The 15,557-nt window shown below is 59.2% G+C and carries 14 protein-coding genes and 1 pseudogene; 7 read left to right on the forward strand and 8 right to left on the reverse strand.

Annotated features, from left to right (window positions below):
* Positions 1 to 114: pseudogene (locus tag KP703_RS01365) on the forward strand (IS5/IS1182 family transposase); the annotation flags it as partial.
* Between the two features lie 338 nt (positions 115 to 452).
* On the opposite strand, the gene rsmI reads toward KP703_RS01365, so the two are convergent.
* Positions 453 to 1,427, reverse strand: a complete 975-nt coding sequence (gene rsmI, locus KP703_RS01370) for a 16S rRNA (cytidine(1402)-2'-O)-methyltransferase (protein ID WP_215753579.1) — start codon at positions 1,425 to 1,427, stop codon at positions 453 to 455.
* Between rsmI and KP703_RS01375 the strand changes: the two genes are divergently transcribed.
* Positions 1,415 to 2,824, forward strand: a complete 1,410-nt coding sequence (locus KP703_RS01375; protein ID WP_215753733.1) for a penicillin-binding protein activator — start codon at positions 1,415 to 1,417, stop codon at positions 2,822 to 2,824. The genes rsmI and KP703_RS01375 overlap by 13 nt on opposite strands.
* Before the next feature lie 84 nt (positions 2,825 to 2,908).
* On the opposite strand, the gene KP703_RS01380 is transcribed toward KP703_RS01375, so the two are convergent.
* The 3 genes from KP703_RS01380 to KP703_RS01390 form a co-directional block, all read right to left on the reverse strand.
* Positions 2,909 to 4,519, reverse strand: coding sequence for a tetratricopeptide repeat protein (locus tag KP703_RS01380; protein WP_215753580.1), 1,611 nt, complete (start codon positions 4,517 to 4,519; stop codon positions 2,909 to 2,911).
* 117 nt (positions 4,520 to 4,636) lie between these two features.
* Positions 4,637 to 5,227 (reverse strand): CarD family transcriptional regulator, encoded by a 591-nt coding sequence (locus KP703_RS01385; RefSeq protein ID WP_043552352.1) that lies wholly within the window; start codon positions 5,225 to 5,227, stop codon positions 4,637 to 4,639.
* A 79-nt stretch (positions 5,228 to 5,306) separates the two neighbouring features.
* Positions 5,307 to 6,182: a bestrophin family protein gene (locus KP703_RS01390; protein WP_062251013.1), complete on the reverse strand. Its 876-nt coding sequence runs from the start codon at positions 6,180 to 6,182 to the stop codon at positions 5,307 to 5,309.
* 314 nt (positions 6,183 to 6,496) lie between these two features.
* On the opposite strand from KP703_RS01390, the gene fghA reads away from it, so the two are divergent.
* Positions 6,497 to 7,363 carry an S-formylglutathione hydrolase gene (fghA, locus tag KP703_RS01395; protein ID WP_373687419.1) on the forward strand — a complete coding sequence of 289 codons (867 nt, stop codon included), beginning with the start codon at positions 6,497 to 6,499 and terminating at the stop codon, positions 7,361 to 7,363.
* A 182-nt stretch (positions 7,364 to 7,545) separates the two neighbouring features.
* On the forward strand, positions 7,546 to 8,040 hold the full coding sequence (locus tag KP703_RS01400; RefSeq protein WP_215753582.1) for a hypothetical protein: 495 nt from the start codon (positions 7,546 to 7,548) through the stop codon (positions 8,038 to 8,040).
* Positions 8,041 to 8,251: 211 nt separating this feature from the next.
* On the opposite strand, the gene KP703_RS01405 is transcribed toward KP703_RS01400, so the two are convergent.
* The 3 genes from KP703_RS01405 to KP703_RS01415 form a co-directional block, all read right to left on the reverse strand.
* The gene (locus KP703_RS01405) at positions 8,252 to 8,806 is read right to left on the reverse strand and encodes a YdcF family protein (protein WP_252353762.1); all 555 of its coding nucleotides are present in this window, start codon (positions 8,804 to 8,806) and stop codon (positions 8,252 to 8,254) included.
* A 65-nt stretch (positions 8,807 to 8,871) separates the two neighbouring features.
* Positions 8,872 to 9,822, reverse strand: a complete 951-nt coding sequence (locus tag KP703_RS01410) for a cell division protein FtsX (RefSeq protein ID WP_215753584.1) — start codon at positions 9,820 to 9,822, stop codon at positions 8,872 to 8,874.
* 3 nt (positions 9,823 to 9,825) lie between these two features.
* Complete coding sequence (locus KP703_RS01415) at positions 9,826 to 10,497, reverse strand: cell division ATP-binding protein FtsE (protein WP_062272624.1); 672 nt, start codon at positions 10,495 to 10,497, stop codon at positions 9,826 to 9,828.
* A 266-nt stretch (positions 10,498 to 10,763) separates the two neighbouring features.
* On the opposite strand from KP703_RS01415, the gene KP703_RS01420 reads away from it, so the two are divergent.
* Positions 10,764 to 10,925, forward strand: a complete 162-nt coding sequence (locus KP703_RS01420) for a hypothetical protein (RefSeq protein WP_156102590.1) — start codon at positions 10,764 to 10,766, stop codon at positions 10,923 to 10,925.
* Between the two features lie 8 nt (positions 10,926 to 10,933).
* On the opposite strand, the gene KP703_RS01425 is transcribed toward KP703_RS01420, so the two are convergent.
* Positions 10,934 to 11,347, reverse strand: a complete 414-nt coding sequence (locus tag KP703_RS01425) for a hypothetical protein (protein ID WP_062272626.1) — start codon at positions 11,345 to 11,347, stop codon at positions 10,934 to 10,936.
* A gap of 379 nt (positions 11,348 to 11,726) precedes the next feature.
* On the opposite strand from KP703_RS01425, the gene KP703_RS01430 reads away from it, so the two are divergent.
* Positions 11,727 to 13,511: an ATP-binding protein gene (locus KP703_RS01430; RefSeq protein WP_062142087.1), complete on the forward strand. Its 1,785-nt coding sequence runs from the start codon at positions 11,727 to 11,729 to the stop codon at positions 13,509 to 13,511.
* Positions 13,501 to 15,495, forward strand: a complete 1,995-nt coding sequence (locus tag KP703_RS01435) for a response regulator (protein ID WP_215753585.1) — start codon at positions 13,501 to 13,503, stop codon at positions 15,493 to 15,495. Before KP703_RS01430 ends, KP703_RS01435 begins: the two co-directional genes overlap by 11 nt.
* The last annotated feature ends 62 nt before the right edge of the window (positions 15,496 to 15,557 follow it).

Consider the following 15,557-nt stretch of genomic DNA (forward strand, 5'->3'; position numbering starts at 1 on the left):
TTGTTCATCCGAACTGTCGGTATCACCCGGGCCACCATGAGGATCGGGCTGGCCAATATCGTCTACAACATGCGCCGCTTCCTCTTCCTCGAAAGGTTGAACGCGAGCGCGTAGTCATCCAGCGGGAGGGCAGTCCCCGATCTGCTCAAAACGCAGATCAAAAGCTACCCCAAAAACCGTCAATCAAATCGCCAAAACCCTGAAATCACGAGCCAGGCGCATCAACCAACGGTTCTTCGATCCCTCCATTTGCTAAAACATCTGAGGTAAAAAATAATATGAATGGCGAATTTTTAGGGCAAAAAATACATGTTGAGAATTTGCTTAAGCCATCCAAAGCATCAATCGATAAAATGCAAAATGAAATTCGTAAAAAAATGGAAAATATAAAATAAAATCGGTAATTTATATCAAACGCCTTACGAGTATTTTTCCGTAAGGCGTTTGAAATTCTATTTTTCTCTTTTTTCCGCAGCCAGTTCCAGCGCACGGGCGTAAACCGTGCGGCGGGGCAGGCCGATGGCGGTGGCGGCTAGAGCAGCGGCGTCTTTGACGGAATGCGTGCTCAGCAGGGTGCGCAGGGTCGTATCCAGATCATCCGCGCTGCTTTCTTCCGCTTCTGTCGGGCCGAGAAGCAGGGTGATTTCCCCGCGCGGTGCGGTTTCCGCATAGAATGCGGCGAGGGTGCCCACGGGGCCGCGTTTGACTTCCTCAAAGCGTTTGGTGAGTTCCCGTCCCACGGCGCACGGGCGGTCTTCCCCAAAAACTTCGGTCATGTCAGCCAGCGTATCCGCCAGACGGTGCGGGGCTTCATGCCAGATCAGGGTGGCGCTCAGGCCCGCCCGTTCAGCTGCGCGCAGTTTGGCGAAGGCTTCCTTACGGGCGGCAGAGCGCGGAGGCGGGAAGCCGATGAACATGAAGGGGTGCGGCGGCAGGCCGGATAATACCAGCGCCGTCAGGGCCGCATTAGGGCCGGGGATGACGGTTAGCGGGAGATCGGCCTCAATCACCGCCCGCACCAGCCGGAAGCCGGGGTCGGACATCAGCGGCATGCCGGCGTCGGACACCAGCGCCATGCGGGTGCCGTTCTGCATCCGCTCGATTAGCGCCGGAACACGCTGGCGTTCATTATGCTCGTGCAGGGCTTCCGTGCGGGTCGTAATATTCCGGTCAGACAGCAGGCGGGCTGTCATGCGGGTATCTTCACACAAAATCAGGTCGGCTTCGGCCAGAGCTTCCGCGCCACGCAGGCTGAAATCTCCCAGATTTCCTATGGGAGTCGCAACCAGCGTGAGGCCTGCCGCACTACCGGAGGAAGAGAAGGCATGACGAGAGGCCTTTCCTTCGCTATGGAGTGTGGAAGTCCGGTCATAAGCTTCATCAGGCCGGTTGTTTGCGGAGGACGATCTGGATGATGACGCGCACATATTCTTTCCTGTCAAAGGCATCCACGCGAGGTCTGGCTGGAAATGGCGCAGGACGCAAGGCCGGAATGGTTGTTTTGGGTACAGTTGGGCTTGCAATGGCGGGATGTGCGGACCAGTCCGGCCCCGGTGCAGCCACTGGCCCGCAGGCCCCAAAGGCCGCGACCAGCCACAAGATTGGCGTTCTGCTGCCGTTGACCGGGCCGAATGCCGCCCTCGGGCATGAGCTTCTGGCGGGTGCGCAGCTTGCTCTTGCAGAAAACGGAACGTCCACAACACAGGGGCAGGCCTCTGCCCTGCAAATGGATGTGCATGACACAGCAGCTGTCGGGGGCGCCTCCGCTGCGGCCACGGCGGCAGCGGAGGCTGGCGATGGTATTATCCTCGGCCCGTTGACGGCAGTGGACACCGCTGCCGCGCAGTCTGCTAGCATGCCGGTTCTGGCCTTTACCAGCGATGTTGGTCAGGCCCGGAATGGTGTGTGGGTAATGGGCATTACGCCGGAGGATCAGGTGGAACGTCTGGTCGCCACGGCGCGTCAGGAAGGGCGGCATCGTTTTGCAGCCTTCCTGCCGGATAACCCGCTGGGCCATGCGCTGGGGAATGGTCTTCTGGCGTCCTGCCGGGATCAGGGCCTGATGTCCCCCACCATTGTTTATCATACCGGCTCTCAGGCCAGCATTACGCAGATGATGCGGGAGCTGTCCTCCTACGATACGCGCCGCGCAGAAGCGCAGCCGGATGGCAATGCTGCGGCTCCTGCAAGCACGCCTGCGGCACCGGCTACGGGCAGCACGGACACGGCAGACAAGGCGCTGCCGTCTGATCTGGCTGCCGCGCTCAAAGGTGGGTCTGATACATCCGCCACCGCTTCGGCTGATGGCGCAGCGCAAACCCCGGCAGTGCCCAAACTTGCGCCGCCGCCGTTTGATGCGCTGCTGCTGGGTGATACGGGCCTCGGCCTGAAAAACGTGATTGGTGCGCTGGCAGATAGTCAGGTGTCCTCCGCGAATGTGCGGATTATGGGGCCGGGTCTGTGGGCTGCGTTTGCAACCAAGCTGGGTGCTCTGAAAGGCGCATGGTATGCGGCGCCGGATCCGTCATCCCGCCAGAGCTTTGCCAGCCGCTTTATGGCGCGCAACCACCACATGCCGCGTCCGCTGGCGGATCTGTCCTATGATGCCGCGAAAGTTGCCACCACCGTGGCGCGCGTGGCCCCCAATGGTTACCCGGCTGATGTGCTGACCCGTTCGGAAGGGTTTGCCGGGGTGGATGGTCCGTTCACACTGCTGCCGGATGGCCGCACGCGCCGTGCGCTGGGTGTGTTTGAAGTGCTGGATAATGGTGGCGGTGCAAAACTGCTGGTTCCGGCCACCACCAAAAGCGCTGTTTCAGGCTGATCTGAACGCGGCTTGAAAAAGCAAACGGGGCACCGGGGAGAATTTCCCGGTGCCCCATTTTTGTTTCAGGCGTAGTCTGCTGTTTCAGGCGCGATAGGCGGCCATCACGCGCAGGCGTGCAGCGACTTTTTTCACCACATCATCCCACCTGCGGGGCGTAGTCTGGCGGATGATGTGCATGGTTGGGTACCACGGGCTGGTGTCCTGCCCATGCAGCCAGCGCCAGCAATTGTCATACCGATCCATCATGATGACCGGCTTGCCCAGCCCCCCGGCCAGATGGACGGACGAGGTATCGACGGACACAATCACATCCAGTGACATCATGAGCGAGGCTGTATCGTCCATGGTATGCAGGTCATCCGTGGGGTCATACAGCGTCATGTTGCGTGGCGGGTCCAGCATCTGGTCCGCATACGGGCCTTTTTGCAGGCTGATGAGATTGATGCCCGGAATAGCGCTGAGCGGTTCCAGTGTTTTCAGGCTCATCGAACGTCTGCGGTCCACCATGTGCGGGCCAATCAGATTAGGCCGTGGCGCACCGCCCCAGATGACGCCGACATTCAGCTTGTGATTGTCTGGCAGGAGTTCAGCAAATTCTTTCACCTTGTCCGGGTCAGCTTTCAGATACGGGACGGGCGCGCCCATAGCATCCGGCGTGGCCGAAAAAACGCGGGGCAGGCTGATAAAGGGGCAATGCCAGTCATACGGCGGCACCTCGCCCCCAACCTGCACGGTGCCAACGCCTTCAAGACGGCGGCAGAGAGCTTCCAGCGTATCAGGCACCCAGAGGTGAACATGCGCCCCCCGGCGCGCCAGCGGTTCCACATAGCGCAGATACATCAGTGTATCGCCCAGCCCTTCTTCCTGCGTAACCAGAACGCGCTGGCCGGTCAGATCTGTGTCCGGGCCGAGGGAGGGGAGCAGGCGGTCCTGCGGCAGGCTGCTGTGGCCCGGCAGCTTCAGCCGCCATTCATGCTCTGCCCAGCCCTGCGCATAGCGTCCGGCCTTGAGCAGAGTGATGGAGTGGTTCAGGCGGATCTGGGCATCGGTGGGGCGGAGGGTAATGGCGCGACGGTAGGCGTTCAGGGCCTCCTCAAACCGGCCTTCACCGGCCAGAATGCAGCCGATGTTGGAGAGAGTGCCGGCATGGTCCGGGTTTTCAGCCAGCACACCTTCCAGCACGCTCAGCGCCTCGGCCATATCTCCGCGCTCCGTCAGCGCCATGGCCAGCATGTTGTAGGAATAGGTGGCATTGGGGCGGAGGGCGATGGAGTGGCGCAGGGTTTCAACGGCCTCGTCAAACAGGCCCATCTGGGTCAGCACGCCGCCCAGCACGTCATAAATACGGGCATCCTGCGGGGTGACCTTCAGCGCGGCGCGGCAGGTCGCAACGGCATCCGGCCTGCGGTCCAGCTCGGCCATGATGTCGCTCAGGTCCTGCACGGGGTGAACGGTGGTGGGGCTTTTCTGCGCAACGCGACACAGAAGTTCCGCAGCCTGTTCCGGCTTATGGGTTCCTGCCAGACAGAAGGCGCGTAATATATCAACGGAATTCTCCCCACTGCTGGCGTAGGGACTGAGGGCCTTCAGAGTGCTTTCAAAGTGCCCGGCTTTGATCTCACTCAGCGCCCGGCGCAGAATGGCAGGATCAGGAACCGCAGAATGTGCGGGGGAGGAGGCTTTGCGCGTCATGGTCGCCAGCCTACTGCGCTCATGCAGTGCTGAAAAGAGGAAGCGCACCCGCCATCAAAAAACCCGGTCAGGCACTGGGCCGGACCGGGTTTTTGCGTCAGATCTGGAGCGAGAAGCTCAGGCTGCTTTCATCACAGCCGTGAGGGAGTCCAGAACTTCCGTGGGGTCTTTTTTCTCAAGAACGGCGACTTCCGCCACAAAGCGTTCCTGAGCGGCTTCAAACAGCTTCCGTTCACTAAAGCTGCCGTCCAGACTGTCCACATTGCGGCGCAGGTCACGCAGGACTTCGGCAATCTGAACCAGATCACCAGAGTTGATCTTTTCCTGATACGCAACAGCGCGGCGGGCCCACATGCCTTTGCTGACATGCGGTTTGCCCTTGATGATCGCCATGGCTTTGTCCACAATCTCGCGCGAGACGATTTTGCGAAGGCCAGCCTTACGGGCTTTTGTCAGCGGGATGCGCAGGGTCATCTGGTTGCCGGGGAAGGAGATCTGAATCACTTCCAGCTTGGTCCCGGCAATCTCGTCAACACCGATGCGGTCTACACGGCCCACGCCATGGGCGGCATAGACAATGGCGTCACCTTCCTGGAAGGGGTCGTCATCTTTAATTTTGGTTTTGGCCTGCGCTGCGGTTGTTGCGGCGGCAGTGCGTGCCATTGCGTCTGTCACGCCGCCTTTCGGAGTTGTTCTGAATGTGCTCATAACCAAACCTTATACCACAATTTCGGTGGCCTGTCTTCCAAAACGGCAGACAGGCCCGTATGGCAGATGGAGCCGCAGATCAGGGCTGAATGCCGTTTACTGCGGTAATGGGGGGCGGCAGGGGCAGGCCTGTGGGCTGGACCACATCAATTTCAATCGTGCGGGCCATGGCGGCCATGGGGAGGGCGTGCGGCGTGCTGGCAAACGGCTCCTGCAGGTCATTCGCACTTTTATCGAGCACCAGAAACAGAATACCCACCAGAGATGAGCCAAGCGGCGTAATCCATTCCAGCGTCTGCACCATGGACAGGGGCAGAAGGATGCAGAAGACGTTCACCAGCGCACGGGGCAGGGCGGAAAACTGCATGGGCAATGGCGTGTTGCGAATACGCTCAAGCCCGCCCTGTGCATTGGCGAGGTCTGAGAGGATGCGGTCAATCTGGCCATGCACTGCGCCATCAATGCCTTTTTTGGCGACTTCATCACTCACGCCCAGCCCGAGCTGATAGAGAATGGCGTTAGGCTGGTTGCGCCAGCCTGCAATGGCCCGCGCCATTTCCGGCGGGAGCAGGCGGTTGACGTCGGCAGAGACGTCCACATTGCCCAGCGCGCCACGCAGGGCGTGCGGGTAGGCGGCCATACCCATCATCAGGTCTGGCCGGTCTTTAAGCAGCGTGCCGACCTGTCGGCCGAAGGAGCGGCTGTTATTGGTAATGGCCCCCCACAGGGTGCGGGCCTCCCACCAGCGGGCATAGGCACTGTTACTGCGAAAGCCCATGAACAGGGCCAGCGCTGAGCCAATGAGCGAAGTGGGCAGACTTGGCTGCTCCATCCATTCCTGATGGAATACCTGGAACAGGATAACCACGATGAAATCCCACGCCGCCATAAGCAGGATAACACCAAAAATTTCTTTCGTGATGATGCGCAGGCCGATCCGCTGGTCAACGATCATCCATTAAATCTCCATTTTCTCTGATGTCAGGCACCGGGGCCGGACCATAAAAAGCAATGTTGCTTAACAGCTTAGCCCCCAAAGGGTTTCCCTGGATGCAATGCTGTATCGCACAGAGCGGGACAATAGCATGGTCTGGCGCGTGTGTGGCGGGGGKGGGGAGGGCTTTTTAAAAAAATCGTCATGATTTTCTTGTGACCCCGGAGGAGAGAACAGCTCTGGCCCGTCCGTTAAAAAGCGGATTATCGTGGCCGTATTGCGTCAGGGCGGCAGAGCATTTGCGCTGTGGCTTGGGGAAAGTAAGGAGTGTCGGGCTGATGACGACCACCAGCATGCTGAAAACCAGATCGGAGCACCTGTGCCACGGGGGGCGTGTTGGCTTTTATAGCCATCAGTCCGACGTGCTGGGGCTGGAAGCCCGCTTTGCCGTGTTTGTGCCGCCCGGTGCCACGGCGGCGCGGCCTGTGCCGGTGGTGCATGTGCTGGCGGGGCTGACCTGCACGGAGGAAACCTTCTTTATCAAGGCCCATGCGCTGGCCGAAGCCGCCCGACTGGGGATTGCGCTGGTGGCGACGGATACCTCGCCGCGCGGGGCACAAGTGCCGGGTGAGGAGGAAGGCTGGGATTTTGGCACCGGAGCCGGGTTCTATCTGGACGCGACACAGGAACCGTGGAGCCGCCATTACCGCATGGGCAGCTACATTGCGCAGGAACTGCCTGCCTTAACAGAACAGCTCTTCCCGCTGGACGGCACACGCCGCGGCATTATGGGGCATTCCATGGGTGGGCACGGGGCGCTGGTGCATGGCCTGCGGGCGCCGGAGTTCTGGAAATCCATTTCCGCCTTTGCCCCTATTGTGCATCCGGCAGCCGTACCGTGGGGCGAGAAAGCCTTTACCGGCTACCTGGGGCCAGACCGGCAGACATGGCGGCGGGAAGATACTGTCTGCCTGCTGGAAGATGGCTACCGCCACCCGGCGGATATTCTGATTGACCAGGGCGAGGCCGATCAGTTTCTGGAACGCGAACTGAAACCGGAGCTACTGGAAGAGGCCGCCCGCAAGGCCGGCCAGTCTCTTCGTCTTCGCCAACATGCCGGTTATGACCATTCCTACTGGTTTGTGCAGAGTTTTGCCGCGGATCATGTTCGGCATCATGCGGGGGTGTTGAGGGGGGTGTGAGGGAATTTTCAAAATTGGGCGAAAATGATTGGTCTGCTTTCGCCCTCATGCCGGACATACAGCGCGTCGCGAGGTGAACCGAAAAGCGGACATTCCTGGAAGCATGATCAATATAGCTCTATCTTGAAGGATCTCTAAACGGTATTAGTTTTTTATAAAAACACTTGCGATGGTGAGGTATCATGAAAATTATTCCGAAAATATTTTCTTTTTTCCACGAAAGCCTTATTGGCTTTAGGAAATTAAAAAACCTTTCTATGGTTTTTTTATTATCCTTTTTATTTCCATTTCTTCACATGTGTTGGGAGTTTGGATTAGGACAAACCATACACATGCTGCACAACATGGTAGCTTGGAAGTTTCTTATAAATTTTTCTATCTTCGCTTTTTTATCGACAACTCTAGTTTATGCCACGTGGAATAAGCTTGCCGAAAAATATATTTCTGACGATTTTGGAAAAAAGGCTACGATATCCATCGGAATTATTATTACAATTCTGATTACGTCAGTGACAAAATTATTATCTCAGATTTCCTATTTTGTATGGTTTTCATCTGGAAAATATTGGTGCCATGGGATGGATTTCAAAGACATTCCATCTATGATTTGGGCGTGGAAAAATCAGTTATTAATTTTTCCTCACGGCGAGATAAAGATATCTACAAATGGTCACTAAATTTATCCGGTGAACTGGACTTATTCAATTGATCCCATACTCATAATTTCACTAATAATGCTGTTTTTCTATGCTTCTCATGATAATAATAATCCCAAAAGATAGAAAATGTTTCGATTAATAAGAAATTGTCTACTTTGTAAATAAGGTGAGCGAAAAGCTGACATTCCGCATACCCCGCCTAATCAGACATTCCCTTAATTCTCCACAGTCACCCCGCAACACGCGACGGATTATGCGCAAAACCGGCTAGTGCGCCGAGCCATTTTGAGAATTCTCGTAGGAGGAGTTGCAGGGTTGAGCGTTCAAAGGGGTGTTCGAGTGCTGGTGGGATAACCGGGTAGGGGTAGAGGGTGACGCCCGGCAGGGTACGGCGGAGTTCCACCAGAGCGCGGCGCATGTGGTAGCCTGCGGTGACGACGGTGAGGGTGTGGACATGGTTGTCCACCACCCATGCGGCTGTCTCACTCGCATTTTCAATAGTGGAGCGGGCCAGATAGCCGAGGGTTACGCGGTCCTTGAGGCTTTCGGGCAGGTGGGGCGGAAGCAGATCCTGCTGGGTGGCTTGCGGGTCCACTCCGGAAATCAGTAGTTTGTCGCCTCGGTTTTGCATAAGCAGGCGCAGGGAGGTATCCACGCGGCCTTGCCCGCCTGTTAGGGCCACAATGCCATCGGTGTGCGGCATGTTATCCGGTGCAGGCTTCAGCGCATCATACACAAACCAGCCAAACGCTCCGCAGAGCGCCAGACTGGCCAGCAACCCCATTTTAACCCACCAGAAGATGAAGCGAGACAGGCGTGAGGGGCGATGAGGACGATCGGCCTCGTGTCTCATGGGAGCCGTCGGAGCCAGACGCGGACCATAAACTGTGTCGTCACCCAGCCAATAAAGGCCGCAACAAACGGCAGGGCGGCGAGCCCGACCAGCATATCACCGGGCAGCAGGTCCGGCAGAGTGCGCCAGTCCGGCATGGTGGTGCTGGCGGCTTGCAGCGTGGAGGCCGCAAACGGCGCGGCCATTCTGAACAGCAGGAGCAGCGGGGCCATGGCCAGCAGAGTGCCGAGCAGGCCACCGCCAAGCGCCAGCCCGCCTGTGCGCCACGCAAAGCGGCCAGCAATGTAGCTGTCTGTCGCGCCCAGACCGTGCAGGATTTCAATAATATCGCGGCGCGTGGACAGGCCCGCTTTTGTAGCCAAAGCGGTGATCATGGTGGCAATGCCGCCAACAGTCGCAAGCGCCAGAGCGGCGCAGGCCAGCAGGCTTTGGGCCAGAGCCCGCAGGCGCGTGCTCCATTCCGCATTATGTTCCACCACCGTGCCGGGCACGTGCGCGTCCAGCGTCTGCTCCAAATTGGCGGGGGCTTCCTGCCCCTCGGCCAGACGCACTTCAATAACGGCAGGCAGGGGAAGGGCCGTTTTGCCAGCGTCTCCCAGCCAGGGGGTGAGTAGTCTGGCCAGTTCGTCCTGCGTCAGCCGATGGACCTGCGTGCCTGTGGGCAGGGTCGCGAGGTCCGCCAGCACGGCATCGGCGCGGGTTGGCTGGGCCGTCTTGTCGGCTTTGCTGGTTGCGGCAAGGGGCTGGTCGGGTTCGGAAACCTGAATGGTCAGCAGTTGCGCGGCACCACCTGCCCAGCGGGTGGAGAGGGTGCGGGCACCGGTGGCACCCGTCAGCGTCAGGGCGGCCAGAAAGCTCATCATGGCGACCAGAATAAACAGGCTTCTGTCCGGCAGCGCTTCGGAGAGGGAGAGGCCGTCTTTACGGCCAGAAAAGGGAAGGGCCACGGCTCAGGCTCCGTCCTGCACAAGGCGACCGCGTTCCAGCACTAAGGCCGGTCGGGGCAGGCGGCGGACCAGTGCCTCATTATGGGTGGCGACAATTACGGTGGTGCCCATGCTGCTTAGCTCACTGAACATATCCAGCAGTTTGTGGGCCTGCGGTTCTTCCAGCGCGTTGGTGGGTTCATCCGCCAAAATCAGGCCGGGGCGATGCACAATGGCGCGGGCAATGGCTGTTCTCTGCTGCTCACCGCCAGACAGGCGGGAGGCGCGGACGCCGAGCCGGTCGCCTAAGCCCACCCATTTCAGGATAGACTGAACTTCATCCGTAATTTCATCTTCCGGCCTGTGTTGCAGGCGCATGGGCAGCGCCACGTTATCGGCCACGGAGAGGTCTGGCATCAGACGGAAATCCTGATGCACCATACCGATTCTCTGCCGCAGGCGGACCAGAACGGAGCGGTGCGTGTGGGCTGTCACGTCCTTGTCCAGCAGGCACAGCGTACCATCGGAGGGCAGGCTTTCTACATGCAGCAGGCTGAGCAGGCTGGTCTTGCCCGCGCCAGAGGGACCAAGCAGCCAGCGGAAGCCACCCTGAGGCACTTCAAAAGACAGGTTGGAGAGCACGGGTGTGCTGGCCTTGCGCTCCCTGCGCCATGAGACATTGGTGAGACGAATCATGGTGAAAGCACGCTTCTGCCACTCGGCAGCAGGCAAAAAGGACGGGGGTTACGCATAGAAATAAGTGTAACGGAGGGAAGGTGGTGCTGTCGATCAGAAGCCGTAGGGGAAGCTAAAATAGCAGGCCGGGGCCTCCGGTCTGGCGTGGCGTTCCGTCTGTTGTGTATAAAGACGGCTCCCGCGGCTGGCTCGCAAACACGCTACCAGAGTAGCCCTTCGATTCGAGCTTTGAAGCCTGCCGGCAGATCAATCAGGAAGAGGTAAGAATGCCCGCTTTACGAGAACTGATGCTGACGGACAGGTTCTGGCGGTGGGCGTGGATGGCCAGCGGTGTGGTGGCTGTGCTTGTGGTCCTGTCAGTCAGTTTCTGGTGGCAGGATATTGTGCAGGTCTGGCCCGCGGCAGCCCGGCTGCATCAACCGGGCTGAGTTACCTTTTACATATTGCGCCCGGCCAGCGTGGCCAGTGTAGCTCCGGCAGCGGCCAGACCCATCAGCAGAATGCCGTCCCAGATCATGCCGCTGGCTGTCAGCGTATGGCCGGCCAGGGTGAGCTGTTCCGGAATGGCAGAGGCCACGTTGGCAATGGCGTCCCGCGCCTGCGGGTCAGCTGAGGCGCTGACGTGGGAGACGGCGCCAATCAGCACAGGCAGAGCTTTCCACGCCACGCCGGCAATCAGCAGTAGCGGGGCAAACAGCTCTGCGAGTTGCTGGATAAAATAGAAAACAAAATAGCAGATGGACCACAGGCCGGCACGGGCCAGCTTGAGCCCCAGCGGCGTAGAAGTCTGCGCGTTGGATAAAAAGGAAAGGGGCCGCTGAGCATCAGCGCGGTTGGGGGTGTGGTCCATAGGTCTGGTGTGTCCTCAGCCAGTAAAAACAGGGTGCGGCGGCGGTCAGAAACCATCAGGCACGCACAGATTGGGCGGGATTATACACAAGTGCCGCCCAAGCACACACACGCTTGCCGCAAAAGGCGGATGCTGTGGCTTTGCTGCTATAGGACTTTGTTATAACAATCATGTGGGTGTTAGCTTTTCTTGCTCAGGTAACGCATTCGCGAACAGACGGGGGTGCCGGGATCGGGTTAGATGAATTCACGCTCATGAACGCGTAGCACCTGTGGTCGTGAGGCAGGGGCATGATGTAGAAGACGGCAGCAGAAGAAAGCAGGACACCTGAAAACGTGATGGACGCTCCGGGGCAACAGGTGTGGGATGCGGAATTGAGATGACGATCCGCTCGGATAATATTTTGCTGGTGGGACTGGAGCCTGAGCGGCGTGAGGCGTTTTCTGCGCTTTTGAACCAGCGCGGCTTTCAGGTGCGGTCTGCGCTCAATGGTCGTCAGGCGTTTGAAGGGTTTGAGGACCATTTGCCGGATTTGCTGGTGGTGCCTGCCGCGCTGCCGGATATGTCCGCTGCACAACTGTGCCAGCGCCTGCGGCTGAACGCGGTGACGCGAGGCATTCCTGTTCTGGTGCTGGTGGAGACACAGAACCCGGAGCAGGAACGCCTGATTCTGGAGCAGGGGGCGGATGCCTGCCTGAGCAGCCAGACCGAACCGGCTTTTCTGATGTTTCGGATATGCACCCTGCTGCGGGAGCAAGAGGAAGATCCGCTCTCTCGCCCCGGGGGAACATTCCGTCAGCCCTGTGTGGCGATTGTCACGGCGCCGGGCGGTTTGTTGTGGTCATGGCGGAGTGAGGGACGGGATACGCCACCTGTTCTGTCCGACCTGCTGCGGCGTAATGGCGCCAGCGTCGTGCTGATTGATGACCCGGACGATTTCAACCTGACAAACTGGCCAGTTGGGAAAGACCAGCCGGATTGTCTGGTGGTGGATCTGGGGTGCCCGTTATTTGATGGGCTGGCTTTTGCCCACACCGTTGTCGCCATGCGCCGCAGAACCCGGCAGTGCATGCGTGTGCTGGGGATGGTGGATGGCGGCCAGTTGTCTGGGCAGATGGCCAGCATGGCCTTTACCGCCGGGGTGGATGATCTGGTAGATGCGGATATCGCGCCCGATCTTCTGGTAGCCCGGATTGGCAGCCTTGTGCGCCGCAAGATGGTGCAGGATGAAACCCGGCGGGAAGAGGCGCATATTGAAAGTGCGCGTGCCCGTATGGCGCTGGCAGATGCCCTGCGGCGGGTGAATGCGGATCTGGCAGCCGCTAACCGCAAGTTGATTGAGGCGCAGGCCAAGCTGGTTCAGTCCGCCAAAATGGCCTCGCTGGGGGAACTGGCGGCCGGGATTGCGCATGAGTTCAACAACCCGCTTGCGTTTGTTCTGGCGCATGAAAATACTGTCAATCGCAGCATTGCCCGCGCGCTGAACGCCGTGCGCGAAGGCGATAGTCTGACGGCCGAGCAGGCGCTGGCCAAAAGCAGTGAACGTCTGGCGGCGTCTCTCGTCGGGCTGTCCCGTATGCGGGATCTGGTTGTCAGCCTGCGGCGGTTCTCCCGGTTGGAAGAAGGGGAATTCAGCCGTCTGGATGTGCCGGATGCCATCAGCATGGTGCTGACCTTGCTGGCCCCCAAACTTGGGCAGAATATTCGGGTGATATGCGCTCTGGATGCGCCGCCGGATCTGTTCTGTCAGGCGGCTTTGGTCAATCAGGTTGTCATGAATATTGTCAGCAATGCCGCCGACGCCATTATGGAAAAGCAGCGTGAGCAAGAGGAAGCTGGCCTGCCTGCGGGTGAGGAAGACCGGATTGAAATCACCTCTACTCTGGAACCGGCCACCACGCATGCCGGACAGGATTACGTGATCAGGATTAGCGATACAGGACCGGGTGTGCCTCAGGATCTTCAGGAACGCGTTTTTGAACCGTTTTTTACAACAAAACCTGTAGGCTCAGGGACTGGGCTGGGACTGGCGACCGCGTATGGCGTTGTACAGGCGCATGACGGGAGTATTGTTGTGACCGATGCGCGCGAAAATGGCGGAGCCTGCTTTACATTGCGTGTGCCCTATCGGGCCGAAGAGGAGAGGCGCACTCATGCTGCTTGAACCTGACAAGCGGTCTGTTGTCCTGATCGTGGATGACGAGCCGGAGATTCTGGTCGCCCTGACGGATCTGCTGGAAGACACGTATGAGGTTCTCCCGGCATCTTCGGGTGAGCGCGGGCTTGCGTTGCTGAAGGAACGCCCTGATGTTGCCGTCATTGTGTCCGACCAGCGGATGCCGGGTATGACGGGGGACGTGTTTCTGGCGCGCGCCAGACTGCTCTCCTCTGCCGGGGCCATTTTGCTAACGGGATATGCCGATATCACGGCAGTAGAAGCCGCTCTGAACCAGGGGCAGATTTCCTTTTTTGCGTACAAGCCGTGGGATGATGAAACGCTGCTCTCCATGGTTGGGCAGGCGGCGTCTCGCTATCGTTTGGAAAAAGAGCTGCAATGTGAACAGCTTTTGCTGCGTGGCCTGCTGGATAATCTGCCGTTTGGTCTGGCGTTCAAAGAGCAGTCCGGGCGCTTTATCCGCCTGAATAGCCAGATGGCGCAGCAGTTCGGGCGCAGTGTGGACGCATGCGTGGGCCATACGGAAGAAGAACTGGTGGACGCCACGCGTCTGGATAGCCTGAGGGGGGCGGAGAGAGTTCTGAACTCTTCAGGGCGGGACCAGCAGATTTTGCAACTAGCCGGGCCGGATGGTCAGGCGCGCTGGCATGATCTGACGCGCGTACGGCTGGATGGTGCGCCGGACGGTACACCGCCTGCCGGGGCCTCTGCTCTGGAAAACTATTCCATCCTGATTGACCGGGATGTGACCGATTTGCTGGCGATGGAGCAGCGCCTGCGTCAGGCCGAAAAAATGCAGGCCATTGGCACACTGGCAGGCGGTATTGCGCACGATTTTAATAACCTGCTGACGGCTATTCTCGGCTCCCTTGAACTGGTGATGGATCTGGAGCCGCCCAAAGAGCCGGGTGTCTCCCGCCTGTTCCATAACGCGCTGGAAGCGGCGCGTCGTGGCGGTGCGCTGACGCAGAAACTTCTGGACTTCAGCCGGCCACGCCATCTGGTGTGCCAGCAGGTTGATTTGCGGAACTTGATGGCATCCCTGCAAAGTTTCATGACGCAGGGCAAAGTGCCGGATGAAATTCAGGCCGTGCTGGGGGCTGCGGCACTCTCCTCCAGTAGCCGGATCAGCACCGTGCAGTTTGATATCCCAGCCACGCCGCTGCCGGTGGTGTGGACGGATGCCACGCAGCTGGAACTGGCGGTGTTCAATCTGTGCGTCAACGCACTGGATGCACAGCCCGAAGGCGGGGCGACCACGGTTTCTGTCCGGCAGGCAAACCGGCCTCTGGGTCTGACGGGTAGCGCCACCCACGGGGAAGCCTGGGTGGTTGTGCAGGTGATGGATCGCGGTGTGGGCATGACGGAAGAAATGCAGGCCCGCATTTTTGATCCGTTCTTTACCACCAAGGGGATCGGGCAGGGCACAGGGCTGGGCCTGTCTATGATCTACGGCTTTATCAGCCATTGCGGTGGGGAAGTGCGGGTGGAAAGCGTGCCCGGTGGCGGCACGTCCATTGAGCTCTGGCTGCCTGCCATGGTGGAAGAGCGTGCACCGGTCACGCCGGTTCGGTCTGTTCGCAGTGGGCAGGTCACACCACAGGCCTTGCCGCCGGTTCAGCACGGGGAAACCATTCTGGTGGTGGATGATGAGCCGGGTGTTCGGGCTGTTACGGCAGGCTTCCTGCGCCGGGCCGGGTATGATGTGCTGGAATCCGCCAGTGGTGCCGAGGCGCTGAGTGTAATTGGCGATAAGCCGGGGATTGCACTGGTGGTGATGGACGTCATGATGCCGGGCATGAACGGGGATGAAGTGGCTCGCCGCCTGCATGAGGTGCGGCCAGAGCTACCCGTCCTGTTTGTAACCGGCTATGCCGACCTCGCCTTGCTGCCGGAAGGCGTGACGGTTTTGCACAAACCCTACACGCGGGATGCCTTGCTGGGGGATGTCAGGGCCATGCTGGCCGCATAACGAGCGGTTTCCTGCCCGCTGGCCTCTTGTGCTGGCGGCAGGAAAGCTTATCTCTTTCTACC

The organism is Acetobacter sp. P5B1 (genome assembly GCF_018811985.1).
Lineage (GTDB): Bacteria > Pseudomonadota > Alphaproteobacteria > Acetobacterales > Acetobacteraceae > Acetobacter > Acetobacter cerevisiae.